The 25309-nt window shown below is 58.5% G+C and carries 25 protein-coding genes; 11 read left to right on the forward strand and 14 right to left on the reverse strand.

Translation table 11 applies throughout. The annotated features are described in order from the left end of the window. Positions 1-23: 23 nt before the first annotated feature. The 4 genes from BLU25_RS14810 to glyQ all read right to left on the reverse strand — a co-directional run bounded on the left by BLU25_RS14810 (position 24) and on the right by glyQ (position 4420). A complete protein-coding gene (locus BLU25_RS14810; protein WP_016782857.1) occupies positions 24-794 on the reverse strand; it encodes a lysophospholipid acyltransferase family protein in 771 nt (256 codons plus the stop codon). A 77-nt stretch (positions 795-871) separates the two neighbouring features. Next, positions 872-1411, reverse strand: a complete 540-nt coding sequence (gmhB, locus tag BLU25_RS14815) for a D-glycero-beta-D-manno-heptose 1,7-bisphosphate 7-phosphatase (protein WP_016782856.1) — start codon at positions 1409-1411, stop codon at positions 872-874. 4 nt (positions 1412-1415) lie between these two features. Further along, entirely contained in the window at positions 1416-3470 is a 2055-nt protein-coding gene (glyS, locus tag BLU25_RS14820; protein WP_016782855.1) for a glycine--tRNA ligase subunit beta, read from the reverse strand. Beyond that, positions 3467-4420 (reverse strand): glycine--tRNA ligase subunit alpha, encoded by a 954-nt coding sequence (gene glyQ, locus BLU25_RS14825; RefSeq protein WP_029611650.1) that lies wholly within the window; start codon positions 4418-4420, stop codon positions 3467-3469. Before glyQ ends, glyS begins: the two co-directional genes overlap by 4 nt. Positions 4421-4501: 81 nt before the next feature. On the opposite strand from glyQ, the gene BLU25_RS14830 reads away from it, so the two are divergent. Together BLU25_RS14830 and BLU25_RS14835 are read left to right on the forward strand one after the other, a co-directional pair. Beyond that, positions 4502-5059, forward strand: coding sequence for a DNA-3-methyladenine glycosylase I (locus tag BLU25_RS14830; protein ID WP_029611649.1), 558 nt, complete (start codon positions 4502-4504; stop codon positions 5057-5059). Positions 5060-5242: 183 nt separating this feature from the next. Beyond that, complete coding sequence (locus BLU25_RS14835; RefSeq protein WP_016782851.1) at positions 5243-6130, forward strand: lysophospholipid acyltransferase; 888 nt, start codon at positions 5243-5245, stop codon at positions 6128-6130. Positions 6131-6248: 118 nt separating this feature from the next. Here the strand turns inward: BLU25_RS14835 and BLU25_RS14840 are convergent, their stop codons facing one another. From BLU25_RS14840 to def, 5 genes are all read right to left on the reverse strand, one after another. Next, positions 6249-6560: a hypothetical protein gene (locus BLU25_RS14840; RefSeq protein WP_016782849.1), complete on the reverse strand. Its 312-nt coding sequence runs from the start codon at positions 6558-6560 to the stop codon at positions 6249-6251. A 10-nt stretch (positions 6561-6570) separates the two neighbouring features. Beyond that, the gene (trkA, locus tag BLU25_RS14845; RefSeq protein ID WP_016782847.1) at positions 6571-7947 is read right to left on the reverse strand and encodes a Trk system potassium transporter TrkA; all 1377 of its coding nucleotides are present in this window, start codon (positions 7945-7947) and stop codon (positions 6571-6573) included. A gap of 19 nt (positions 7948-7966) precedes the next feature. Beyond that, complete coding sequence (gene rsmB / locus BLU25_RS14850; protein WP_016782846.1) at positions 7967-9277, reverse strand: 16S rRNA (cytosine(967)-C(5))-methyltransferase RsmB; 1311 nt, start codon at positions 9275-9277, stop codon at positions 7967-7969. Next, positions 9274-10224, reverse strand: coding sequence for a methionyl-tRNA formyltransferase (gene fmt, locus BLU25_RS14855; protein ID WP_016782845.1), 951 nt, complete (start codon positions 10222-10224; stop codon positions 9274-9276). The genes rsmB and fmt overlap by 4 nt, the downstream gene beginning before the upstream one ends. Positions 10225-10433: 209 nt before the next feature. Continuing rightward, positions 10434-10940: a peptide deformylase gene (gene def, locus BLU25_RS14860; RefSeq protein ID WP_016782844.1), complete on the reverse strand. Its 507-nt coding sequence runs from the start codon at positions 10938-10940 to the stop codon at positions 10434-10436. A 380-nt stretch (positions 10941-11320) separates the two neighbouring features. Here def and dprA point away from each other — a divergent pair, with 380 nt between their 5' ends. Together dprA and tsaC are read left to right on the forward strand one after the other, a co-directional pair. After that, entirely contained in the window at positions 11321-12418 is a 1098-nt protein-coding gene (gene dprA, locus BLU25_RS14865) for a DNA-processing protein DprA (RefSeq protein WP_083369698.1), read from the forward strand. Between the two features lie 35 nt (positions 12419-12453). Further along, positions 12454-13011 (forward strand): L-threonylcarbamoyladenylate synthase type 1 TsaC, encoded by a 558-nt coding sequence (gene tsaC, locus BLU25_RS14870; protein WP_016782842.1) that lies wholly within the window; start codon positions 12454-12456, stop codon positions 13009-13011. Between the two features lie 102 nt (positions 13012-13113). Here tsaC and BLU25_RS14875 read toward each other — a convergent pair whose 3' ends face one another. Beyond that, a complete protein-coding gene (locus tag BLU25_RS14875; RefSeq protein WP_029611648.1) occupies positions 13114-14091 on the reverse strand; it encodes an NADPH:quinone reductase in 978 nt (325 codons plus the stop codon). A 152-nt stretch (positions 14092-14243) separates the two neighbouring features. Here BLU25_RS14875 and hemF point away from each other — a divergent pair, with 152 nt between their 5' ends. The 7 genes from hemF (at position 14244) to BLU25_RS23760 (ending at position 22000) form a co-directional block, all read left to right on the forward strand. After that, entirely contained in the window at positions 14244-15158 is a 915-nt protein-coding gene (gene hemF, locus BLU25_RS14880; RefSeq protein ID WP_016782840.1) for an oxygen-dependent coproporphyrinogen oxidase, read from the forward strand. A 22-nt stretch (positions 15159-15180) separates the two neighbouring features. Further along, the gene (aroE, locus tag BLU25_RS14885; RefSeq protein WP_016782839.1) at positions 15181-16002 is read left to right on the forward strand and encodes a shikimate dehydrogenase; all 822 of its coding nucleotides are present in this window, start codon (positions 15181-15183) and stop codon (positions 16000-16002) included. 159 nt (positions 16003-16161) lie between these two features. Continuing rightward, positions 16162-16488, forward strand: a complete 327-nt coding sequence (locus BLU25_RS14890) for a DOPA 4,5-dioxygenase family protein (RefSeq protein ID WP_016782838.1) — start codon at positions 16162-16164, stop codon at positions 16486-16488. 278 nt (positions 16489-16766) lie between these two features. After that, positions 16767-17303, forward strand: a complete 537-nt coding sequence (locus BLU25_RS23460; RefSeq protein WP_134050339.1) for a hypothetical protein — start codon at positions 16767-16769, stop codon at positions 17301-17303. A gap of 12 nt (positions 17304-17315) precedes the next feature. Continuing rightward, on the forward strand, positions 17316-18812 hold the full coding sequence (locus tag BLU25_RS14900; protein WP_016782836.1) for a hypothetical protein: 1497 nt from the start codon (positions 17316-17318) through the stop codon (positions 18810-18812). 673 nt (positions 18813-19485) lie between these two features. Then, on the forward strand, positions 19486-21444 hold the full coding sequence (gene betT, locus BLU25_RS14905; RefSeq protein WP_016782835.1) for a choline transporter BetT: 1959 nt from the start codon (positions 19486-19488) through the stop codon (positions 21442-21444). A gap of 415 nt (positions 21445-21859) precedes the next feature. Further along, a complete protein-coding gene (locus BLU25_RS23760; protein WP_016782834.1) occupies positions 21860-22000 on the forward strand; it encodes a hypothetical protein in 141 nt (46 codons plus the stop codon). A gap of 264 nt (positions 22001-22264) precedes the next feature. On the opposite strand, the gene BLU25_RS14915 is transcribed toward BLU25_RS23760, so the two are convergent. Genes BLU25_RS14915 through ssuD form a run of 4 tightly spaced genes read right to left on the reverse strand, consistent with a single transcriptional unit; the run spans position 22265 to position 25280 of the window. Next, the gene (locus tag BLU25_RS14915; protein WP_003444581.1) at positions 22265-22480 is read right to left on the reverse strand and encodes a TOBE domain-containing protein; all 216 of its coding nucleotides are present in this window, start codon (positions 22478-22480) and stop codon (positions 22265-22267) included. Between the two features lie 34 nt (positions 22481-22514). Then, a complete protein-coding gene (ssuB, locus tag BLU25_RS14920; RefSeq protein ID WP_016782832.1) occupies positions 22515-23321 on the reverse strand; it encodes an aliphatic sulfonates ABC transporter ATP-binding protein in 807 nt (268 codons plus the stop codon). Continuing rightward, positions 23318-24124, reverse strand: coding sequence for an aliphatic sulfonate ABC transporter permease SsuC (gene ssuC / locus BLU25_RS14925; RefSeq protein ID WP_016782831.1), 807 nt, complete (start codon positions 24122-24124; stop codon positions 23318-23320). The genes ssuB and ssuC overlap by 4 nt, the downstream gene beginning before the upstream one ends. A 7-nt stretch (positions 24125-24131) precedes the next feature. Beyond that, positions 24132-25280 carry an FMNH2-dependent alkanesulfonate monooxygenase gene (ssuD, locus tag BLU25_RS14930; protein WP_016782830.1) on the reverse strand — a complete coding sequence of 383 codons (1149 nt, stop codon included), beginning with the start codon at positions 25278-25280 and terminating at the stop codon, positions 24132-24134. Between the last annotated feature and the right edge of the window lie 29 nt (positions 25281-25309).

Here is a 25309-nt window from a genome sequence, read left to right on the forward strand (position 1 = left end):
GTGCACAAGTTATCCACATTTTCTTAGCTGCCAATCGTTTCAGCAGGTTCAGTCACTGGAGGCAGCGAACCCATGTCACGTTGAGCCTGTTCGTTCCAGGCCTGTACCCGGTCATTCAGCTCGGCAATAGCCCGTGGGCCTGTACCGTTGGCGTACATCGGTTCGCCAATCACCAGCTCGATGGTGCCGGGCTTTTTGGCCCAGCCGGTCTTTGGCCAGAACTTGCCCGCGTTGTGGGCAATCGGTAGTACCGGCAGCTCGGCGTTGACTGCCAGAGCCGTGCCACCACGGGAGAATTTACCGACCTGGCCAAAGGGCACGCGGGTGCCTTCCGGGAAGATCAGCACCCAGATGTTGTCCTTGAGCAGCTCATCACCCTTTTTGGCAATGTGCTTGAGCGCCGCCTTCGGGTTATCGCGGTCGATGGCAATCGGACGCAGCATCGCCATCGCCCAGCCAAAGAAAGGCACATACAGCAGCTCACGCTTGAGCACCTGGCTCAACGGTTGAAAGTAGGCCGAGAGAAAAAATGTCTCCCAGGTACTTTGGTGGTTGGCCAGAATCACGCAGGGTTGTTGCGGGATGTTTTCCGCGCCCGTAACCCGCACATCAATGTTCAGGAACACCCGTGTCAGCCACAGTGCGCAGCGGCACCAGTAAACGTTGATAAACCGGTAGCGCGCACGGAACGGCAAAAATGGAGCGACAAAAAAGCTCAGCGAGCACCACAGCAGAGAGCTGGTGCCCAGCAGCAGGTAAAAGAAGAAGGTTCTGATGGCCTGCAGTATCGACATAGCGACTTTTACCGTTGCGGATAAAGCATCACCTGACAGGCCTGCGCACAGGGGGCAGGCTGGTGTTCGAAGATGCTCTATTTGTGGATAAGTTCTGCGGCAACTGCCGCCAGATCGTCAAATATTAGGGTATTAACCGGCAATGACTTGGCCAATGTTTGTAGGCCCTTTCCGGTTTTTACCAAAACTGGCTGAGAATCGACGGCTTGTGCAGCCTGCAAGTCACCCAAACTGTCACCTACGAACCAACATTGGGCCAAATCAGCGCCGTAATGCTTGGCAATCGTTTGCAACATGCCCGGTTTGGGCTTGCGGCACGCGCACCCCTCGTCGGGCCCGTGTGGGCAATAGACAATCAATCCGACCTCACCACCCTGCTCCGCCACCAGCGCCCGTAAACGGGCGTGCATGGCGTCCAGGGTGGCGACATCATAGTAGCCGCGGGCAATGCCGGACTGGTTGGTCGCGATGGCGACCGTCCAGCCGGCCTTGCTCAACTGCGCAATGGCCTCAATCGCGCCGGGCAGTGGAATCCACTCCTCGACTGACTTGATGTAAGCGTCGGAGTCAAAATTGATCACCCCGTCCCGATCGAGAATCAGCAGTTTCAACGGCAACCCCTCAGCTCAGCAGTGAAATATCGGCAACGCCCAGGAACAGGCCACGCAGACGGGCCAGCAATGCGTAGCGGTTAGCCCGCACGCTCGGGTCTTCTGCGTTGATCATCACGGCTTCGAAGAACGCATCCACCGGCTCGCGCAGCGAGGCCAGACGGGTCAGTGCTTCGTTGTACTGACGGGCAGCAGCCATTGGCTGTACGGCTTCGTCGGCCTTCTGGATGGCCGAGAACAGCGAGAACTCACAGGCATTGTCGAAATAACGGGCTTCAACGTGAGTCGAAACCGTGCCTTCAACCTTGCTCAGCAGGTTCGATACACGCTTGTTCACGGCAGCCAGTGCAGCGGCCTCCGGCAATTGACGGAACGCCTGTACCGCTTGCACGCGCTGATCGAAGTCCAGTGCCGACGTCGGGTTGAGGGCACGCACCGAGAGGTAGGTGGCCACGTCCACGCCTTCATCCTCATAACGCGCACGCAGGCGGTCGAAGATGAATTCCAGTACCTGATCCGCCAGACCGGCCGACTTGATCTTGGCGCCGAAAGCGTTGACAGCGAATTTCACTGCTTCAGTCAGGTCGAGGTCGAGTTTCTTGTCGATCAGGATGCGCAGGATACCCAGCGCTGCACGACGCAGTGCGTACGGGTCTTTGCTGCCTGTAGGCAACATGCCAATGCCGAAAATGCCCACCAGGGTGTCGAGCTTGTCGGCGATGGCCACCGCAGCACCGGTCAAGGTGCTTGGCAACTCGGCGCCAGCGCCACGCGGCATGTACTGCTCGTTCAATGCCAGTGCAACGTCTTCAGGCTCGCCGTCGTTCAGCGCGTAGTAGTAACCGGCAATGCCTTGCATCTCCGGGAACTCGCCGACCATTTCGGTCGCCAGGTCGCACTTGGATAGCAAGCCGGCACGGGCTGCACGCGGTGCGTCGCCGCCAATGCGCGGGGCAATGAAGGCTGCCAGTTTCGAAACGCGCTCGGCCTTGTCGTAAACGCTGCCCAGTTGAGCCTGGAACACCACGTTTTGCAGGCGCAGGTTGAAGCTTTCCAGCGTCTGTTTTTTGTCTTGCTTGAAGAAGAACTCAGCATCGGTCAGGCGCGGGCGAACCACTTTCTCGTTACCCGAGATGATCTGCTGCGGGTCTTTGCTCTCGATGTTGGCCACGGTGATAAAGCGCGGCAGCAACTTGCCATCAATGTCCAGCAGGCAGAAATACTTCTGGTTGTCCTGCATGGTGGTGATCAGGGCTTCTTGCGGTACATCGAGGAAGCGCTCTTCGAACGAGCACACCAGCGGCACCGGCCATTCAACCAGCGCAGTCACTTCGTCGAGCAGGCTTGGTGGCACGATGGCAGTGCCTTCCTGCATGGTCGCCAGCTCGGCTACACGCTTGGAAATCAGCTCACGACGCTCGTTGAAGTCTGCCAGCACATAGGCTTTGCGCAGGTCTTCGAGGTAGTTGGCGGGTGCGCTGATGCGCACGTTTTCCGGGTGGTGGAAGCGGTGACCGCGGGATTCGCGACCGGCTTTTTGCGCCAGGATCGTGCAATCAATCACTTCATCGCCCAGCAGCATGACCAGCCATTGGGTTGGACGCACGAACTCGACCTTGCGTGCACCCCAGCGCATGCGCTTGGGGATCGGCAGGTCGTTGAGCGAGTCTTCGACGATGGTTGGCAGCAAGCTGGCGGTCGGCTTGCCGACGATCACCTGGCTGAAACGCAGTTTCGGGCCGCTCTGGTCGATTTCGCTCAGCTCAACGCCGCATTTTTTGGCAAAGCCAAGGGCTGCCTGGGTCGGGTTGCCTTCGGCATCGAAAGCGGCCTGGCGTGGCGGGCCGTCGATATTGATGCTGCGGTCCGGCTGTTGGGTTTCCAGCTGGGTCAGCAGCACGGCCAGACGACGCGGTGCGGCGTAGACTTTTTTCGCGCTGAATTTCAGACCGGCTGTTTGCAGGCCTTTTTCAATCCCGGCGAGGAATGCATCGGCCAGGGTATTGAGGGCTTTTGGCGGCAGTTCTTCAGTGCCCAGTTCAACCAGAAAATCTTGAGCACTCATTGTACTGCCTCCAACTTGGCCAACACTTCATCACGCAAATCAGGTGGAGCCATCGGGAAGCCCAGCTTGGCGCGAGCTTCGAGATAGGCCTGAGCCACGGCACGGGCCAGGGTACGCACACGCAGAATGTACTGTTGGCGCGCCGTCACGGAAATCGCGCGACGGGCATCCAGCAAGTTGAAGGTGTGGGATGCCTTGAGCACCATTTCGTAGCTTGGCAACGGCAGCGGCTGGTCGAGTTCGATCAGACGCTTGGCTTCGCTTTCGTAGAAATCGAACAATTCGAACAGTTTGTCGACGTTGGCGTGTTCGAAGTTGTAGGTCGACTGCTCGACTTCGTTCTGGTGGAACACGTCGCCGTAGGTCACTTTGCCGAACGGGCCGTCAGTCCATACCAGGTCGTAGACGGAATCCACGCCCTGCAGGTACATCGCCAGACGCTCAAGGCCGTAGGTGATTTCGCCGGTAACCGGGTAGCACTCAATGCCGCCTACTTGCTGGAAGTAGGTGAACTGGGTGACTTCCATGCCGTTGAGCCAGATTTCCCAGCCCAGACCCCAAGCGCCCAGAGTTGGCGATTCCCAGTTGTCTTCGACGAAACGGATATCGTGGACCAGCGGGTCCAGGCCGATGTGTTTCAGCGAGCCCAGGTACAGTTCCTGGAAGTTTGGCGGGTTTGGCTTCAAAACCACCTGGAACTGGTAGTAGTGCTGCAAACGGTTGGGGTTTTCGCCGTAGCGGCCGTCAGTCGGGCGACGACTGGGCTGCACATAAGCGGCGTTCCAGGTTTCCGGGCCCAGAGAGCGCAAAAACGTGGCGGTATGGAATGTGCCGGCGCCCACTTCCATATCGTAGGGCTGAAGCACCACACAACCTTGCTCGGCCCAGTATTGCTGGAGGGCGAGGATCAAGTCTTGGAAGGTACGCACTGCTGGCGTAGGCTGGCTCACAAATTCACCTGTTTCTTGGGCTGCGATTTAAAGAGCGGGAGTATACCCGATTCGGTCGCCCCTCTACCTCTCGGAGCCTATATGCCACGTTGCTTCTGGTGTTCAGAAGATCCGCTGTATGTCGCTTATCACGATCAAGAGTGGGGCGTGCCGCTGCGCGATGCGCATGGGCTGTTCGAGTTGTTATTGCTCGAAGGGTTCCAGGCGGGTTTGTCGTGGATCACGGTTTTAAAGAAGCGCGAGCACTATCGCAAGGTCATGTTCGGCTTTGATGTGCAGCGCCTGGCGGCCATGACGGACGCTGAAATCGAGGCATTGCTGCAAGACCCGGGGATTATCCGCAACCGTCTCAAGGTGGCCGGAGCACGGCGCAATGCCCAGGCCTGGCTGGCGCTGGACAACCCGGTGGAGTTTTTATGGTCGTTTGTGGGCGGCAAGCCGAAGATCAATCACTTTACCGAGCGCCATGAATTCCCGGCGGTAACGCCAGAGGCCGAAGCCATGAGTAAGGGCCTGAAAAAAGCGGGCTTTACGTTCGTCGGCCCGACCATTTGCTACGCCTTTATGCAGGCCAGCGGCATGGTCATGGACCATGCCACCACCTGTGACCGTTACGCCGAACTGGCAAACGGCGGTTAGAATGTCTTTTTTCGCCACACGCATAACCCGTAGCAGCTGCCGAAGGCTGCGTCCGGCGGCGTAGCCGTCGTGAAGTCAGGCCCTGCGATGTGTCAGTAAAATCAAGCACTCAGCATTGACGATTGCTTCGCAATCGGACGCAGCCTTCGGCAGCTGCTACGAGTGCTTTCGAGAGATTATCCTGTGGAAAAGTTTAAAGGCGCCTTGCTGGTCGGGGCTTTGCGGTTGTTTGCCATGCTCCCGTGGGGCGCGGTGCAGCGCGTGGGCTCGGCCATCGGCTGGTTGATGTGGAAACTGCCTAATCGCTCACGCGATGTGGTGCGTATCAACCTGGCCAAGTGCTTCCCCGAAATGGACCCGGTTGCCCGTGAGCAACTGGTGGGCCAAAGCCTCAAGGACATCGGCAAAAGCCTGACCGAGAGCGCTTGTGCGTGGATCTGGCCAGCTCAGCGTTCCATTGACCTGGTGCGTGAAGTTGAAGGCCTGGACGTGCTCAAGGACGCTTTGGCTTCAGGCAAGGGCGTGGTCGGCATCACCAGCCACCTGGGCAACTGGGAAGTGCTTAACCACTTTTATTGCAGCCAGTGCAAACCGATCATCTTTTACCGTCCGCCCAAGCTCAAGGCTGTGGATGAGTTGCTGCAAAAGCAACGTGTGCAACTGGGCAACCGTGTGGCTGCGTCGACCAAAGAAGGCATCCTGAGCGTTATCAAGGAAGTGCGCAAAGGTGGCCAGGTGGGCATTCCGGCAGATCCGGAGCCTGCTGAGTCGGCCGGTATTTTTGTGCCATTTCTCGGCACGATGGCCCTGACCAGCAAGTTTGTGCCCAATATGCTGGCGGGCGGCAAGGCGGTGGGGGTGTTCCTGCACGCACTGCGCCTGCCGGACGGGTCGGGATTCAAAGTGATTCTGGAAGCGGCACCCGAAGAGATGTACAGCACTGACACGGCCACCTCGTGCGCGGCCATGAGCAAGGTGGTCGAGAAATATGTGCGGGCGTATCCGAGCCAGTACATGTGGAGCATGAAGCGCTTCAAGAAGCGTCCGCCGGGTGAGGCGCGCTGGTACTGAAACCCTATGCCCATTGTGGGGGCGGGCTTGTTGTGGGAGCGGGCTTGCCCGCTATGCGGTACTCCAGTTGCACCGCAGCGATCCCATCGCGAGCAAGCCCGCTCCCACAGGGGGAGTCTTACGAGGTTTTATCCAGCTTTTTCAAAAACACGGTCATTTCTTTTTCGGCCTGTTTGTCACCATGGGCCTGCGCTGCAGCTATCCCCTGCTCCCACGCCGCCCGCGCTGCCACTCGATCCCCCGCCGCCAGTTGCGCCTTGCCCAGCAGCTTCCAGGCCGCCGAATACTTGGGATCAAAGCCCACGCAACGCTGCAGGTGTTCCGCCGCCTTGAGGTTATCCCCAAGGTCGAGATAACCCTTGCCCAGGCCGAAGCGCAGCAATGAGTTATCCACACCCTTGGCGAGCATTTTTTCCAGTGATTCCAGCATCCCTGACTCCTTAGAAAAAACTCAATCCCACATGGAACAGCTTCTCTACGTCGCGAATATGCTTTTTATCCACAAGGAAAAGTATGACGTGGTCGCCCGCATTGATCACAGTTGAATCGTGGGCAATCAGCACTTCTTCATCACGAATGATCGCGCCAATCGTGGTGCCCGGCGGTAAGTTGATTTCGCCGATGCTGCGCCCAATGACCTTGCTCGACTTCGAATCACCGTGGGCAATCGCCTCGATGGCCTCTGCCGCACCGCGGCGCAGTGAGTGCACGCTGACGATATCGCCACGGCGCACGTGGGCCAGCAAGGTGCCGATGGTGGCCAGCTGCGGGCTGATGGCGATATCGATTTCGCCACCCTGGATCAGGTCTACATAGGCCGGGTTGTTGATGATGGTCATCACCTTCTTCGCGCCCAGGCGTTTGGCCAGCAGCGAGGACATAATATTGGCCTCGTCATCGTTGGTCAGGGCCAGGAACACGTCGGCGTCGGCGATGTTCTCTTCGAGCATCAGATCACGGTCCGAGGCGCTGCCTTGCAGCACCACCGTGCTGTCCAGGGTGTCGGACAGATAGCGGCAACGCGCCGGGCTCATCTCGATGATCTTGACCTGATAACGGCTTTCGATGGCCTCGGCCAGACGCTCGCCGATCTGCCCGCCGCCGGCAATGACAATGCGTTTGTAGCTTTCGTCGAGACGGCGCATTTCGCTCATGACAGCGCGAATATTGGCCTTGGCGGCGATGAAAAAGACTTCGTCGTCAGCCTCGATGATGGTATCGCCACGGGGGGTAATCGGCCGATCACGTCGGAAAATCGCCGCCACTCGTGTATCCACATTCGGCATGTGCTCGCGCAGCTGGCGCAATTGCTGGCCAATCAGCGGGCCACCGTAATACGCCTTGACCGCCACCAGCTGCGCCTTGCCTTCGGCAAAGTCGATCACCTGCAAGGCACCGGGGTGTTCGATCAGGCGCTTGATGTAGTTGGTCACCACCTGCTCGGGGCTGATCAACACGTCGACCGGGATGGCGTCGTTGTCGAACAGTTCTTCGCCCCGTGTCAGGTAGGCCGCTTCCCGTACCCGGGCGATTTTGGTCGGGGTGTGAAACAGCGTGTAGGCAACCTGACAGGCAACCATATTGGTCTCGTCGCTGTTGGTCACGGCCACCAGCATGTCAGCGTCATCCGCACCTGCCTGGCGCAGTACATTGGGCAGCGAGGCGCGGCCCTGCACGGTGCGGATGTCGAGGCGATCACCGAGGTCGCGCAGGCGCTCACCGTCGGTGTCGACCACGGTGATGTCGTTGGCTTCGCTGGCCAGATGTTCGGCCAGCGTGCCGCCGACCTGACCCGCGCCGAGGATGATGATTTTCATGCCTGCAATCCTTAATCCGTTAGCCGCGAGCGGCTGCGATCTTGATCAATTTGGCGTAATAAAAGCCATCGTGCCCGCCCTCTTGCGCCAGCAGCTGGCGCCCGTGAGGCTGCTTGATGCCGAACTGCCCGGCGATATCCAGCTCCCGGGCACCCGGTGTACGGGCCAGGAATGCTTCAATCACTTCGGTGTTTTCGGTTGGCAACGTCGAGCAGGTGGCATAGAGCAAGATGCCACCAACTTCCAGGGTTGGCCACATCGCGTCCAGCAATTCGCCCTGCAAGGTGGCGAGTGCGGCAATGTCGTCCGGTTGGCGGGTCAGTTTAATGTCCGGATGACGACGGATAACGCCCGTTGCCGAGCAAGGCGCATCCAGCAATATGCGCTGGAACGGCTTGCCGTCCCACCAAGTGGCGGTGTCGCGGCCGTCAGCGGCGATCAGCTCGGCGCTCAGGCCCAGCCGCTCGAGGTTTTCACGTACACGCACCAGGCGCTTGGCTTCCAGGTCCACGGCTACCACGCCGGCCAGTTTGGGCTCGACTTCCAGGATGTGGCAGGTCTTGCCGCCGGGGGCACAGCAGGCGTCGAGGACACGTTGGCCCGGCGCCAGGTCCAGCAGGTCGGCGGCCAGTTGCGCGGCTTCGTCCTGCACACTGATCCAGCCTTCGGCAAAGCCCGGCAGGTTGCGCACATCGCAAGCCTCAGCCAGCACGATGCCATCCTGGCTAAAGGTGCACGGCTGGGCTTCGATCCCGGCTTCGATCAACAATTGCAGGTAAGCATCGCGGCTGTGATGGCGACGGTTGACCCGCAATATCATCGGCGGGTGAGCGTTGTTGGCTGCGCAAATGGCCTCCCACTGCTGTGGCCAAAAGGCCTTCAAGGATTTTTGCAGCCAGCGCGGGTGTGCAGTGCGCACGACCGGGTCATGCTCCAGCTCGGCCAGCAAGGTTTCGCTCTCGCGCTGGGCGTTGCGTAGCACGGCGTTGAGCAGGGCCTTGGCCCAGGGTTTTTTCAGTTTGTCGGCGCAACCTACGGTTTCGCCGATGGCCGCGTGAGCCGGAATGCGGGTGTAGAGCAGTTGGTACAAACCCACCAATAGCAGTGCTTCAACATCAGCGTCCGCAGCCTTGAAGGGTTTTTGCAGCAGCTTGTTGGCCAGCGCCGACAGGCGTGGTTGCCAGCGGGCTGTGCCGAAGGCCAGGTCCTGGGTCAGGCCGCGGTCACGCGCCTCAACCTTGTCCAGTTGCAGCGGCAACGAACTGTTGAGCGATGCCTTGCCGTTGAGTACGGCAGTCAGGGCCTTGGCGGCGGCCAGACGAGGATTCATTGTGCGGCACCTAATACTGTACCGACGGCAAACTTCTCACGACGGCTGTTGAAAAAATCGCTGAAGTTCAGCGCTTTGCCACCGGGCAATTGCAGACGGGTCAGGCACAAGGCGCCTTCACCGCAACCCACGATCAAGCCTTCCTTGCTGGCGGCGAGGATCTGCCCCGCAGGGCCTTGAGCGTCAGCCATGCTTGCGGCCAGCACTTTCAGGGCTTCGCCGTTGAGGGTGCTGTGGCAGATCGGCCACGGGTTAAAGGCACGAATCAGGCGCTCCAGCTCAACCGCCGGGCGGCTCCAGTCGATACGCGCTTCGTCCTTGTTCAGCTTGTGGGCGTAGGTCGCCAGGCTGTCATCCTGCACTTCACCTTCAAGCGTTCCCGCCGCCAGACCGGCGATGGCCTGGATAACGGCGGGTGGGCCCAGTTCGGCGAGGCGGTCATGCAGGCTGCCACCGGTGTCATCGGCGGTGATTGCAGTCACGGTCTTGAGCAACATGGGGCCGGTGTCCAGGCCCGCCTCCATGCGCATTACGGTCACACCGCTTTCGCTGTCACCGGCTTCGATGGCGCGCTGGATCGGCGCCGCCCCGCGCCAGCGTGGCAGCAAGGACGCGTGGCTGTTGATGCAGCCCAGGCGTGGAATATCCAGCACCACTTGCGGCAGGATCAGGCCGTAGGCCACCACCACCATCAAGTCCGGCTTGAGTGCGGCCAGTTCGGCCTGGGCCTCGGGGGCGCGCAGGGTGGGTGGCTGCATCACCGGGATGTTGTGTTCCAGCGCCAGTTGCTTGACCGGGCTTGGCATCAGCTTTTGCCCGCGCCCTGCCGGACGATCCGGTTGGGTGTAGACCGCGACGATCTCGTAAGGCGTGGCTAGCAGTGCCTTGAGGTGTTCGGCGGCGAATTCTGGGGTGCCGGCAAAGACGATGCGCAATGGCTCAGTCATGGGTTACTCACTTGGAATGGGGGGCGCAGGAACTGGCGGCATTGAGCCAGCGAACGGACAGGCTGGCTTATTTCTAATGTGGGAGCGGGCTTGCTCGCGATGAGGGTTACCCGGTGTATCAACAGGATCGCGTTGGCCCGATCGCGAGCAAGCCCGCTCCCACATCGGGTCACTGCATGTTCGAAAGTGTTAGCCGCTCGGTATGTCGATCAAGCGTTCTGGCGGTGCAGTTTTTCCAGCTTCTTCTTGATCCGGTCACGCTTGAGCGTAGACAGGTAATCGACGAACAGCTTGCCGTTGAGGTGGTCGCACTCATGCTGAATGCACACGGCCAACAGGCCTTCGGCGATCATTTCGAACGGCTTGCCGTCACGGTCCAGCGCCTTGATCTTGACGCGCTGCGGGCGATCAACGTTCTCGTAGTAACCCGGGACCGACAGGCAGCCTTCCTGGTACTGGCCCATCTCGTCGGAGAGGATCTCGAACTCGGGGTTGATAAACACCATCGGTTCGCTGCGGTCTTCGCTCAGATCCATGACCACGATGCGTTTGTGTACGTTGACCTGTGTGGCGGCCAGGCCGATGCCCGGCGCCTCGTACATGGTTTCAAACATGTCATCGATCAACTGACGGACTTCGTCGTCCACAACCGCCACGGGTTTGGCGATGGTACGCAGACGCGAGTCTGGGAATTCGAGGATGTTCAAAATAGCCATAAGTTTGATTGGTGCACTGTGTGAAAGATTCAAAAACGGTTGTCAGGTGGGTCCGGTGGACTCGAGCAACCTGTGCAAAACGTCTCCTTCAGAGAGAGCCCGCTCGGGCTCAGGCGTTTCACGCGAGTACACATAATAAAGGGATTCACCCGCGGATGAAACGACTAGCTGCCGGGCTGCACACGGCATGTCTTAATTTGAAACCAACGCGCCCGGCCTATGCGCGACGTTCTACTAATGTTGGGTTTGCAGCTGCCGTTTCAAGTTTTGCCGGGGTGCTCAATCCAGCCCTTTTCATGATTTGCCAAACAACTTGTCAACAGACTTATCCACAGCTTGTTCCTTACAGCTAGATGGAATAATCGATCAAGGATGATCCTATGCCACCGTCAGAAATATCCCCAGCAGAGCTGGAGGCCCGCTTGCGCTTGCACCGCTTGCCCGACGTCGGGCCACGGCGCTACTACAGCCTGTTCAGTGCCTTTGGCTCGGCCAGCTCTGCTCTCAGCGCGCCTGCCAGTGCCTGGCGCGCCCTGGGGCTGCCCGAGGCCTGCGCCCAGGCGCGGCGCAGCCCTGAAGTTCGCGAGGGTGCCAGCGCTGCATTGCGCTGGCTTGAGCGCTCCAGACACCATGTGCTGCTGCATGACCAGGCTGCTTACCCGGCGTTGTTGAGTGAATTGAGCGATGCCCCGCCGCTGTTGTTCGTGGCGGGCGAGCCGTCGATCCTGGAAAAGCCGCAGTTGGCGATGGTCGGTAGCCGACGCGCCTCAAGGCCAGGGCTGGACACCGCCGCAGCCTTTTCCCGCAGTCTGGCAGGCGCAGGTTTTGTGATTACCAGCGGGCTGGCGCTGGGCATTGATGGCGCGGCGCACCAGGCTGCCCTCGACGTTGGCGGGCAGACGGTGGGGGTGCTGGGCACAGGTCTGGAAAAACTTTATCCACAGCGCCATCGCGCCCTGGCAGACGCCATGATTCACGGCGCTGGCGCGGTGGTTTCGGAGTTTCCCCTGGACGCCGGGCCACAAGCTGCCAACTTCCCCCGGCGTAACCGCATCATCAGCGGTTTGTCCCTTGGCGTGCTGGTGGTCGAGGCCAGCGTGTCCAGCGGATCGCTGATTACTGCCCGGCTCGCTGCCGAGCAGGGGCGCGAGGTCTACGCCATGCCCGGTTCCATCCATCACCCGGGGGCGCGTGGCTGTCATCAACTGATCCGTGATGGCGCTACGCTTGTCGAAACCGTCGAGCACATCCTTGAAGGCTTGCGGGGTTGGCGCTCGATGCCGATATCCACAGCACAAACGCTTACACCAAGCTGTCATCCATTAGTGCAATTGTTGCAGGCAGCGCCTTGCACCAGCGAAGCGCTGGTCAACGCCAGTGGTTGGGATCTGCCCCGATTGCTGGCCACTTTGACCGAGCTTGAACTGGCGGGGCACGTTGTACTCGAGGGTGGGCGTTGGTTTGCTCGCGCCAGCTAAGTACACTGCGCGCAGCATATATCTGGAGACATTCAATGATCAGCACCTGGCGCGTCCAACAAGCTGCAAGAGCCATTCGCGCAGGCGCGGTGATTGCCTACCCGACCGAGGCGGTCTGGGGGCTGGGTTGCGACCCGTGGGATGAAGACGCGGTCGAGCGGTTGCTGGCGATCAAATCGCGGCCTGTGGATAAAGGCCTGATTGTGGTGGCGGACAATATTCACCAGTTCGATTTTCTGTTTGAAGACTTCCCCCAGGAGTGGATTGACCGCATGGCCAGCACCTGGCCGGGGCCCAACACCTGGCTGGTGCCACATCAGGGCTTGTTGCCCGAGTGGATCACCGGGGTACACGACACGGTGGCGCTGCGGGTAAGCGATCACCCACTGGTACGCGAGCTGTGCGCGCTGGTGGGGCCGATTGTATCCACCTCCGCCAACCCGGCGGGCTTACCGGCGGCGCGAACGCGATTGAAGGTCGAGCAGTATTTCCGCGGGCAAATCGACCATGTATTGGGCGGTAACCTGGGCGGGCGCAAAAACCCGAGCCTGATCCGCGATCTGGCGACCGGCAAAGTGGTACGCCCGGCGTAATGGTGGGAGCGGGCTTGCTCGCGATGGGATCGCCGCGGTGTATCAGGTACACCACAGCGATCTCATCGCGAGCAAGCCCGCTCCCACAAGGGGACATTTGTTTTAAGGCAACAAAATCGTCGATCCCGTGGTTCGGCGCGCCGACAGTTCTGTCTGCGCCTTGGCCGCATCAGCCAACGCAAACCGCTGGCTGATATCAACCTGGATGGCGCCGCTGCGGATCATCGCAAACAGCTCATCGGCCATCGCTTGCAGGTTTTCGGCGCTATTGGCGTAGGACGCCAGTGTCGGCCGGGTCACATACAGCGAACCCTTCTGCGACAAAATCCCCAGATTGACCCCTGTTACCGCGCCTGAGGCATTGCCAAAGCTGACCATCAGCCCCCGTGGCGCCACGCAGTCCAATGACGTTAGCCAGGTGTCCTTGCCTACGCCGTCGTAAACCACCGGGCACTTCTTGCCGTCGGTCAATTCCAGTACACGCTTGGCTACATCCTCGTGGCTGTAGTCGATGGTTGCCCATGCGCCGAGGGCCTTGGCGTGTGCGGCTTTTTCGGCCGAGCTGACCGTGCCGATCAGTTTTACATCCAAGGCTTTTGCCCACTGACAGGCAATCGAGCCGACGCCCCCTGCCGCAGCGTGGAACAGGATGGTTTCACCCCCTTTGAGTTCATAAGTCTGACGCAGCAGGTACTGGGTTGTCAGACCCTTGAGCATCACGGCGGCGGCTTGCTCGAAGGAAATATCCTCGGGCAGCTTCACCACATTGGCTGCGGGCAATACATGCAACTGGCTGTACGCCCCCAGCGGTCCGGTGCCATAGGCCACGCGGTCGCCCACCTTGACATTGCGCACCTCGCTGCCCACGGCATCGACAATCCCCGCCCCTTCATTGCCCAGCCCGGACGGCAGCTCAGGCAACGGGTACAAGCCGCCGCGGTAATAGGTATCGATGAAATTCAGGCCGATGACCTGGTTGTGCACCCGCACCTGCTGCGGGCCCGGTTCGGCGGGTTGGTAGTCGACATACTCAAGTACTTCCGGGCCGCCGTGGGCCCGAAACTGGATACGCTTTGCCATCTGCACTGTCCTCGCTCATTTCACGAAGCCACCATCCAACGCCTAAGCGTGATCTTCGTCAACTGCGGCGAAGCTGGGTGCGGTGTTATGCTAGCGGCCCTTTGCCGCCGGCCCCGCACGCCGCGTCGCTTTGCCCGATTTAAGGTGATGTCATGACTACTCGCACCGAGGCTGTAAAAGCCTACCTGCTCGACCTTCAAGACCGCATTTGCAACGCACTGCAAGCGGAAGACGGCGGCACGCAATTCGTTGAAGACGCCTGGCAACGTCCGGCGGGCGGTGGCGGTCGTACACGAGTGATCGAAAACGGCCACGTCATCGAGAAAGGTGGCGTTAACTTTTCCCACGTATTCGGCAGCGGCTTGCCGCCGTCCGCCAGCGCCCACCGTCCTGAATTGGCGGGCCGTGGCTTTGAGGCGCTGGGCGTGTCGCTGGTGATCCACCCGCACAACCCCCATGTACCAACGTCCCACGCCAACGTACGTTTTTTCATCGCCGAAAAAGAAGGTGAAGAGCCGGTCTGGTGGTTCGGTGGCGGCTTTGACCTCACCCCTTACTACGGCGTTGAAGAAGACTGCATACACTGGCACCGCGTGGCCGAGCAGGCCTGCGCACCATTCGGTGCCGATGTGTACCCGCGCTACAAGGCCTGGTGCGACACCTACTTCCATATCAAGCATCGCAACGAGCCGCGCGGTATCGGCGGCCTGTTTTTCGATGACCTGAACGAGTGGGATTTCGACACCTGCTTTGCGTTTATCCGCGCCATTGGCGATGCTTATATCGACGCCTACCTGCCGATTGTTCAACGCCGTAAAAACGATGAATACACCGCCCAGCAGCGAGAATTCCAGGAATTCCGCCGGGGTCGTTACGTGGAATTCAACCTCGTCTATGACCGTGGCACCCTGTTTGGCCTGCAATCGGGCGGTCGTACCGAATCGATCCTGATGTCCCTGCCACCGCAAGTGCGCTGGGCCTACGACTGGAAAGCCGAGCCGGGTAGCCCGGAAGCGCGTCTGACGGATTACTTCCTGCAAGACCGCGACTGGTTGGCCAACGCCTGACACTGCCCGAGGAGCTTGCCTGATGGACCGTTACGTTGTTTTTGGTAACCCGATTGCCCACAGCAAATCCCCGGTGTTGCATCGCCTGTTTGCCGAACAAACCGGTCAGGCCATGCAGTACGACACCTTGCTGGCGCCGCTGGATGATTTTGCTGGCTGCGCGACGGAGTTTTTCCTGCAGGGGCGTGGCGCCAATGTGACAGTGCCCTTCAAGGAAGACGCCTACCGCCTGGCCGACCGCCTGACCGCACGGGCGCAGCGGGCCGGTGCGGTCAACACCCTGAGCAAACTGGCCGATGGCAGCTTGCTGGGGGACAACACCGATGGTGCGGGGCTGGTGCGCGACCTGACCGTCAATGCCGGTTTCAGCCTCAAGGGCAAACGCATCCTGGTGCTGGGCGCGGGCGGTGCGGTGCGGGGGGCGCTGGAGCCGCTGCTGGCCGAAGGGCCGGCCTCGGTGACTATCGCCAACCGCACCGTCGAAAAAGCCGAGTTGCTGGCCGAGTTGTTCAGCGACCTGGGCCCGGTGGCGGCCAGCGGTTTTGACTGGTTGCACGAGCCGGTCGACCTGATCATCAACGCCACCTCGGCCAGCCTGAGCGGCGAATTGCCACCCATTGCCAGCAGCTTGATCGAGCCGGGCAAGACCCTGTGCTACGACATGATGTACGGCAAGGAGCCGACGCCGTTTTGCGTGTGGGCCAGCGGGCATGGTGCGGGTCAGGTGATGGATGGTTTGGGCATGCTGGCCGAACAGGCTGCTGAGGCGTTTTATCTGTGGCGCGGGGTGCGCCCGGATACGGCACCGGCGCTGGCTGAGTTGCGTCGGTTGCTGACGCTTTAAAGCACACCCTCACCCCAACCCTCTCCCAGAGGGAGAGGGGGCCGATTGGGGGTTGCTGTTAATTTATTGCGACCTGACGGTTCTGCACTGAATCCAGGATCGACTCGATCAGCCCCCTCTCCCTCCGGGAGAGGGCTGGGGTGAGGGCAAGAGGTACTTATGCAGCGAATCAAGGGCTACCACGCCCATGTCTACTTCGACGCTTCGACCATCGAACAGGCGCGCGCCTTGTGCGAAGAGGCCAAGCGACTGTTTGGCGTGACCATGGGCCTCGTCCACGAACGCCCGGTTGGCCCGCACCCGGACTGGAGCTGCCAACTGGCTTTCGGCCCTGAACTGATCGGAGTCGTCCTGCCGTGGCTGGCGCTCAACCGGCACGGTCTGGTGGTGTTTTTGCACCCTGATACCGGCAACGACCTGCTGGACCACACCGACCATGCTATCTGGATGGGCGCAATTCGGCCGCTGGACTTGTCTGTTTTTTAAACGGGGGCGCGCAGTTCAGCGCCCGGTTTAACCCTCTCCTACATACTATTTTTAGTTACGGAAATATCCGACAGTAAGTACGGCGGCTTCGCTGTGGTCATATTTTGATACTAGGCCTAAAGTTTTCAGGGCGATAAGATTTTTAATATTGAATCTTGGATGGAAATAACACGTCCAAACCATGTTTCGCGCTGTGCTCTGGAGATTAAATGTTGCTGGTGGCTGTATTTAATCCTCCTGTGGATAAGGCGATACATCAGTAATGTTGGAGGCTGGTAGTGCGTAGATATCTTCTAGGTGGGCTTATATCACTGGTGTTTGCTTGTGGCTCAATGCCCGCCCATGCAGCTTGCACGTTTGTTAATAAAAAAACGAATGCCAGTGTTTTTTCCTTTGATGTTTCGGATGAGGATTGTGAGCTTATTGATTTTAACGGTGAAACCGTGGTTACTCTTCGAGTGGAATATCCATCCATGAAGTTGGTTGACTATAAAAATAGATCTAACAATATAATGGTGTTAATTCTTTTTCCTATATCCGTTCCTCCGTTTGATATAGATCGAGTCACCCGAACATTAAAAACCATTGCGTCTTTTGATGGGGTTGAACTATTAGAGGGTAGTGAAAAGACTTATAGAGTTGCGGGCCGTGATGGAAGCAATGCTTACATATATGAGTGGGACCTTATTTATGTGGGAAAAAGAGCGTACAAAAATATTTTTGGGGTTGATTATTTGTTTAATCGCGAGATTTCCAACCTTAAAGAAGTCGATAATTTTGTGTTGAGTTTTCTGGATCGTTTTTTAATTAATTAAGGAGGCGCCAATATGGTGCAAATACCTCTGACACCCGCGGATATCAAATACCTGGAACGTAGACTCGCCGTGAAAGACTACGCGGGAGGATACCATTACTTATATAATGTTGCTCAAAAAGCCATTGCCAACCAGGCCGATGGCGAAGTGAGAGACCAGATGTTGATGACGGCTAACTGGCTTATGGCTGCAAAATCTATCAATAATATTGATGGGAGCTTTGTAAGCGAACTGGTTTCCAATTCCATGCGATATGCAGTTGAGCGCTCCGGAAGGAAATTCACTTCGCGTATGTATAAAAATGCTTCTGACAGATTAGCCCACCAAGTTATTGCGGATTTTATTTATGCTAAAGGCATTTTGCCAATTAAAGAGGTGATCAAAAGAGACGTACAAGCCGCAGTTGAAGGCTTGGGCTTGGAACCATGGCAATGGGCCGGGACGCTCGGTGATGAGTTTCCTGTGTGGGGGGGTGGACTAGGGCATAATTACGTTGAGATTCCGGGCCGTAACTTTTTAGAGCAAATGGAAAATTATGCCACGGTATTTATACAAAATGCCGCTGCTATTGGGATGATTTTCGAAAAGCATTTTGGCAATGCCTCAATGATTATACCTTTTGTAATAAAGATAGTATTTGAAGATTTATTAGTAGAAGGTGTGGAAGTTGATATTTCACTGCCTGTAGTTCCAGGTGGCGGTATAAGTAACAGTACGGCTGGTAGTCTTGACAGTGGCGGAAGTGGGGGGGCAGGTGGCGCTACTTCTGCATCGAACGGCTACAGTACAGGCGGAGGGGTACCTGTGACAAATATCGAAAGGCCAGCTGCTAATGTTGATATTTCTTTGGAAAGTGTTGGAGGTCTCAACTATATAACGCCAGAACAAATTGCAAGAATGAAATGCGCCTTAGAAAACAAAGTAGACCCTTTGATTTTGGATCTGGGTGGGGCCGGAGTAAAACTCACCAACCCTCATACCTCTCCTGTTCATTTCGACATGAACAATGATGGCGAGAAGGTGCAAACGGGGTGGAACAGCCCTGACGAAGGTATGGTTGTTTTGGACCTTGATGGCAACGGAAAAATTGATAATGTCTCGGAGTTGATGTCAGAGTATTTTGGTGCCGAACAAGGAAGCCGTGATTCTCCGAGTAAAAAAACCTTTGATAATGCATTTGATGCACTGCGCAGCCTGGATAGCAACAAAGACCTTAAGTTTGATAACCAGGATGAACGCTGGGGCGATGTGAGGGTTTGGGTTGATGCCAATCATGATGGCCAAAGCAGGGTTGAGTCGACTGGTACAAGCGAGTTACATTCGCTGGACGAGTTAAGTATTTCACAGATTGATCTGAACTATACAAGGCCATTAGCAGATGCTCGAAATGGCAATGATATTGTAGGTGTCAGTGGTTTTACTCAAAAGGGTGAAATTAAAGAAGCAGTGGCCGTTAATTTTTCGACGATAACTCCCGATGAGCCATCGTCAGAGACATTGAAAAGTTAAATTGATATAAATATCCGTTGAAAGAAAGCATGATTTATCTGTCGATTGGATTTTATCTGTGGGCTATTGTTAACTTCGATGTATGAAATAGAGTGTTTGTAGTCTAAAATTTTTTATAACTGTAATCGGTAACATTATCAGGTGTTCTTTGTGAATCTCTGTTTGTTCGTATTGGTGCTTGTAGATTGCGGGCGCCAATACGAGATAAGTCTCTGGGACCGCTTCAATCAATAGGGTCCCCCTCAGCTGTAAATTCGTCGGTACTTTCTTCCTGAGTCACTACTGATCGGCGTCTAAATCAGTCTATTTTTTGATCACTGCGCTTCTGCGAACATTTTTTTTGGATTTTTTTTCAGCGCCCGAAATTCCCGTTTTCTTTTGCCGTCGCCATCCCCTGATAGCCCCACGCTATAACGGCTGAACGATGATCATGGCCATGTGTCATACCTTGCCATGAGCTAACGTATCAGGCGTGCAGCTGCGGGCAGCGATTAGTTCTAAAAGGCCATCCATGTTTAACTTGAACGCGCAATCAAGTTAAACCGGTGGTCCGCTGCCCGCTCACAACAGGAGGCTAACCCTTGCCGAATCCGCTCTTTTTGATCCCGTTTTACCTCTATAAGGTGCACATCCAATGAGTGTACCGATCGCGTCCGAGACGTCCTCGATCCGCATGAACCCGCCGGTGTTCTACTTCGCCGCCGCGTTCATTCTGGTCTTTGGCCTGGTGGTAATCGCCATGCCAGCCGCCGCCGGCGAATGGCTGCTGGCCGCACAAAACTGGGCGGCCAATACGGTCGGCTGGTACTACATGCTAGCGATGACCCTGTATCTGATCTTCGTGGTCGTCACCGCCTTGTCCGGCTACGGCAAGATCAAGCTCGGTGCCGACCACGACGAACCCGAGTTCAGTTACCTGTCCTGGGCGGGCATGTTGTTCGCCGCCGGGATCAGCATCACGCTATTTTTCTTCTGTGTGTCCGAACCCCTCACCCATATGCTCAACCCGCCGCAGGGCCCGGCCGGCAATGCCGAAGCTGCGCGCCAGGGCATGCAGCTGTTGTTCCTGCACTGGGGCCTGCACGGTTGGGGTGTGTTCGCGTTCGTCGGCATGGCACTGGCCTACTTCGCCTACCGGCATAACCTGCCGCTGGCACTGCGTTCGGCGCTTTACCCGCTGATCGGCAAGCGCATCAACGGCCCCATCGGTTATGCGGTGGATGGTTTTGGCATTATCGCCACGGTGTTCGGCCTGGGCGCCGACATGGGTTTCGGGGTGCTGCACCTCAACTCCGGCCTCGATTACCTGTTCGGCATGCCCCATACCCAATGGGTACAAGTAGGCCTGATCACGCTGATGATGGGCGCCGCGATCCTGGTGGCCATTGCCGGTGTCGACAAGGGCGTGCGGGTGATGTCCGACATCAACATGCTGCTGGCCTGTGCCCTGTTGCTGTTTGTGTTGTTCGCCGGGCCCACCCAGCATTTGCTCAACACCCTGGTGCAGAACATCGGCGACTACCTGGGCGCGTTGCCCACCAAGAGTTTCGATGTGTACGCCTACGACAAGCCAAGCGACTGGCTGGGCGGCTGGACCGTGTTCTATTGGGCCTGGTGGATTGCATGGTCGCCGTTTGTGGGGCTGTTCATTGCGCGTATTTCCCGTGGCCGGACCATCCGCGAGTTCGTGTTCGGTGTGCTGCTGATCCCGTTGGGCTTTACCCTGGCGTGGATGTCGATCTTCGGCAACAGCGCCATCGACCAGGTGCTCAACCACGGCATGGTCGCCCTCGGCCAGTCGGCCATCGACGACCCGTCGCGCACGCTGTACCTGCTGCTTGAGACCTACCCGTGGAGCAAGACCGTTATCGCGGTCACGGTGTTTATCAGCTTCGTGTTCTTCGTGACCTCGGCCGACTCTGGCACCGTGGTGCTGTCCACTCTCTCGGCGCGTGGCAACAACGCGGACGAAGACGGCCCCAAATGGCTGCGGGTGTTCTGGGGCGCGATGACCGCGCTGGTCACCAGTGCGCTGCTGTTCTCGGGCAGTATCGATGCGCTGAAGTCAGCGGTGGTGCTGACCTCGTTGCCGTTCTCGCTGATTTTGCTGCTGATGATGTGGGGCCTGCACAAGGCGTTCTACCTTGAGTCGCAGAAGAAGATTGCGCAGACCCATTCCCTGGCGCCGGTTTCGCACTCGCGTCGTGGTGGCTGGCGCCAGCGCTTGAGCCAGGCCGTACACTTCCCGTCGCGGGACGAGGTGTACCGCTTTATGGACACCACCGTGCGCCCGGCGATTGAAGAAGTGAGTGCGGTGTTCCGGGAAAAAGGCCTGAACGTGGTCACGCAGCCGGACCCGGCCAACGACAATGTAAGTCTGGAAATCGGCCATGGTGATGAACATCCGTTTATCTACCAGGTGCAGATGCGTGGCTACTTCACGCCGTCCTTCGCCCGGGGTGGCTTTGGCAAAAAGGAGCAACTGCGTAACCGCCGTTACTACCGAGCTGAAGTGCATCTGGCCGAAGGCAGCCAGGACTACGACCTGACGGGCTACACCAAGGAGCAGATCATCAACGACATCCTTGATCAGTACGAACGCCATCTGCAGTTTTTGCATTTGGTGCGCTGATGGGTTTGGCGGTGATTCAGGCTGCTGTGACTGCCTGAGTCACCGGGCTGATGCCATCGCGAGCAAGCCCGCTCCCACAGGTTTTGGGTGTTCTCACAATGTGTGGATGCTCGTCAAAACTGTGGGATCGGGCTTTCGCCCGCGTTACCCCATTGTGATGCCCCAGGCGGGCTGCCTATAGTCCGCTCCATCGCTGAACATCAGCGATCAGACGTGCAAGCCTGACTCTCAGATTTCCAACTTTTCATTTCGCTTGGTAGGCTCTGCGCCTGCAATCGGCGTTATGGCGGTTGTGCGCGGGAGATCTTCGGGTCTGCCGGGTTATCTGGGACCGGTTTTGCACACCCGCGCACAATTGCCACCCTCTTTCTGCGTGCAAGCTGATTGAGTGGCTCCTTTTCTTAGGAGTTAAAGCATGTCCCAGTACGTTCCCCAAACCGACAATCCAGTCGGTTCCCACGTCTTATTGATCGATCCCCACGCCGCTGTTTCTGCCCTGCTGGCCTGTGCCGAGCAGCGCATTCAGGCGGCCAAGAGTTTGTTGCGCTGTTTGTAGCTGATGAGCGGCCACAGCAGTGACCCCCATGATTTGAGCGCGGTGTGCGAGGCGTCGTCTTTGTTGTTGCAGCAAGGCTGTGATGTGTTGGGGGTGCTGGCGCTGCGGGAGGCCTGACCCTGCGCGTTGGCTTCGGCCCTCACCCTAACCCTCTCCCAAAGGGAGAGGGGACTAAAGGCAAAAGCAGTTCTGTGCAACACCACCAATCAGCCCCCTCTCCCTTTGGGAGAGGGTTGGGGTGAGGGTGTGTGGATAACCCACGGATTACAACTTGGCGATGGACACTTCAGTGGATTTTACAAAGGCGATCACTTCGCTACCGACCACCAGTTCCAGCTCCTTGACCGAGCGGGTGGTGATCACCGAAGTCACGATGCCTGACGCAGTTTGTACGTCGATTTCCGACAGCACGTCGCCCAGCACGATTTCCTTGATGTGGCCTTTGAACTGGTTGCGAACGTTGATGGCTTTAATGGTCATGATGTCGATTCCTGTCTTGGGATAGAAAGTGGGTTTATTGCGCCCAACGCAGTTGCGTAGGCAGCGGTGCAACGGGTTCCGGCTCAGGTGGCGAGCCAGGCAGTGCAAGAACACGGTTCAGTACTTCGGTTTCCAGTGCAGCCAGGCGATGCGAGCCGCGTACCCGTGGGCGTTGCAGGTCGACCGTGAGGTCCAGCCCTACCTGGCCGTCCTCAATCAAAATCACCCGGTCAGCAATCGCCACCGCTTCGCTCACGTCATGGGTCACCAGCAACACGGTGAAACCATGCTGGCGCCACAGGCGTTCGATCAGTTGCTGCATTTCGATGCGGGTCAGGGCGTCCAGGGCGCCCAGCGGCTCGTCGAGCAGCAGCAAGCGCGGTTGGTGGATCAGGGCGCGGGCCAGGGCCACACGCTGCTTCTGCCCGCCCGAGAGCGCTGCTGGCCATTCATTGGCGCGTTCGGCCAGGCCGACTTCTTCCAGTGCCTTGAGCGCTTTGGGGCGCCAGTCGCCTTTAAGGCCAAGGCCTACGTTGTCGATGACTTTTTTCCAGGGCAGCAGGCGCGCTTCCTGAAACATCAACCGCGTGTCTTCGCGGGCCTCTTGCAGGGGCGCGCTGCCCGCCAGCAACTGGCCAGCGGTGGGCTGATCCAGCCCGGCCAGCAAACGCATCAGGGTGCTTTTGCCGCATCCGCTGCGGCCCACGATGGCAACAAACTGCCCCGCCGGGATATGCAGGTTGATATCACGCAGCACCAGCCGTTGGCCGAAGGCCTTCTGCAGGCCATTGATGGCCAGCGGGATGCCCTGGCGCAAACGTGGGGGTTGTTGAGCTGTCATGCTGCACCGCCTTTAACCACTTGATACGCCGGGTGCCAGCGCAACCAGATGCGCTCCAGCCCCCGTGCTGCGGTGTCGGCCAGTTTGCCGAGCACTGCGTACAAAACAATCGCCAGCACCACCACGTCGGTTTGCAGGAACTCCCGGGCGTTCATCGCCAGGTAGCCAATGCCGGAGCTGGCGGAGATGGTTTCGGCCACGATCAACGTCAGCCACATAAAGCCCAGGGCAAAGCGCACACCCACCAGGATCGACGGTAGCGCGCCCGGCAAAATCACCTGCCAGAACAGGCTGAAACCGGACAAGCCGTAGTTGCGGGCCATTTCCACCAGCGCCGGGTCGACGTTGCGGATGCCGTGGTAAGTGTTGAGGTAGATCGGGAATAAAGTCCCCAGGGCCACCAGAAAAATCTTCGCCGACTCATCGATACCGAACCACAGGATCACCAGCGGAATCAGCGCCAAATGCGGCACGTTTCTGATCATTTGCACCGAGCTGTCGAGCAGGCGTTCGCCCCATTTCGACAGGCCGGTGATAAAGCCCAGCGCCAGACCGATGCTGCCACCGATCACAAAGCCGAGCCCGGCGCGCCAGCCGCTGATGGCCAGGTGTTTCCAGATTTCGCCACTGCGCACCAGCTCGACCCCGGCCGTGATCACGGCACTGGGGGCGGGCAGGATGCGTGTCGACAGCCAGCCCGCTGACACGGACAGCTGCCACACGGCCAGCAGCAAGACCGGCAAGGCCCAGGGCGCCAGGGTGTGACCGATGTTTTTGAGGCCCGAGGCCTTGCCTGAACTCATGGCGACCTCAGCTCTGCGACGCGGCTTTAGGGAGAATGTCATTGGCGACCATTTCGCCGAACGGGCTCACATAGCCTGCGCTTTTTGGCAGTTCCGGGCGTTCGATATCCAGGTGCGGGAACAGCAGCTCGGCCACGCGATAGGACTCTTCAAGGTGCGGGTAGCCGGAGAAGATAAAGGTGTCGATGCCCAGGTCGGCATATTCCTGAACCCGTGCGGCCACGGTCGGGCCATCACCGACTAGCGCCGTGCCAGCACCGCCGCGCACCAGGCCCACGCCTGCCCACAGGTTGGGGCTGACTTCGAGGTTGTCGCGGCTGCCGCCGTGCAGGGCGGCCATGCGTTGCTGGCCCACCGAGTCAAAGCGCGACAGCGAGGCCTGGGCGCGGGCAATGGTGTCGTCGTCCAGGTGCGAGATCAGTTTGTCGGCGGCTTTCCAGGCCTCTTCGTTGGTTTCACGCACAATCACATGCAAGCGAATGCCGAAGCGCACGGTGCGGCCCAATTTGGCAGCCTTGGCTCGTACCTGCTCGATTTTTTCGGCAACGGCAGCCGGCGGCTCGCCCCAGGTCAAAACCATTTCCACCTGCTCGGCGGCCAGATCCTGCGCGGCTTCGGAGGAACCCCCGAAGTACAGCGGCGGACGCGGTTGCTGGATTGGCGGGTAGAGCAGCTTGGCGCCTTTGACGGTGATGTGCTCGCCGTCGTAGTCCACGGTTTCGCCTTCGAGTACGCGGCGCCAGATGCGGGTGAATTCCACCGAGGCCTGGTAACGCTCTTCGTGGCTGAGGAACAGGCCATCACCGGCCAGTTCTTCGGGGTCGCCGCCAGTCACCAGGTTGAACAACGCACGGCCGCCGGACAAACGGTCCAGAGTCGCTGCCTGACGCGCCGCCACGGTGGGCGAAACAATACCGGGGCGCAGGGCCACCAGAAATTTCAGACGCTGGGTCACGGGGATCAGCGATGCCGCCACCAGCCATGAGTCTTCGCACGAACGTCCTGTCGGAATCAGTACCCCGCCAAAGCCCAGGCGGTCGGCGGCCTGTGCGACTTGTTGCAGATAACCGTAGTCGACGGCGCGGGCGCCCTCGGAGGTGCCAAGGTAATGGCCATCACCGTGGGTAGGCAGGAACCAGAAAATATTGAGGCTCATGGAGTGGTCTCCTAATGGGGGGCAGCAAG

This window comes from Pseudomonas fragi (assembly GCF_900105835.1).
Lineage (GTDB): Bacteria > Pseudomonadota > Gammaproteobacteria > Pseudomonadales > Pseudomonadaceae > Aquipseudomonas > Aquipseudomonas fragi.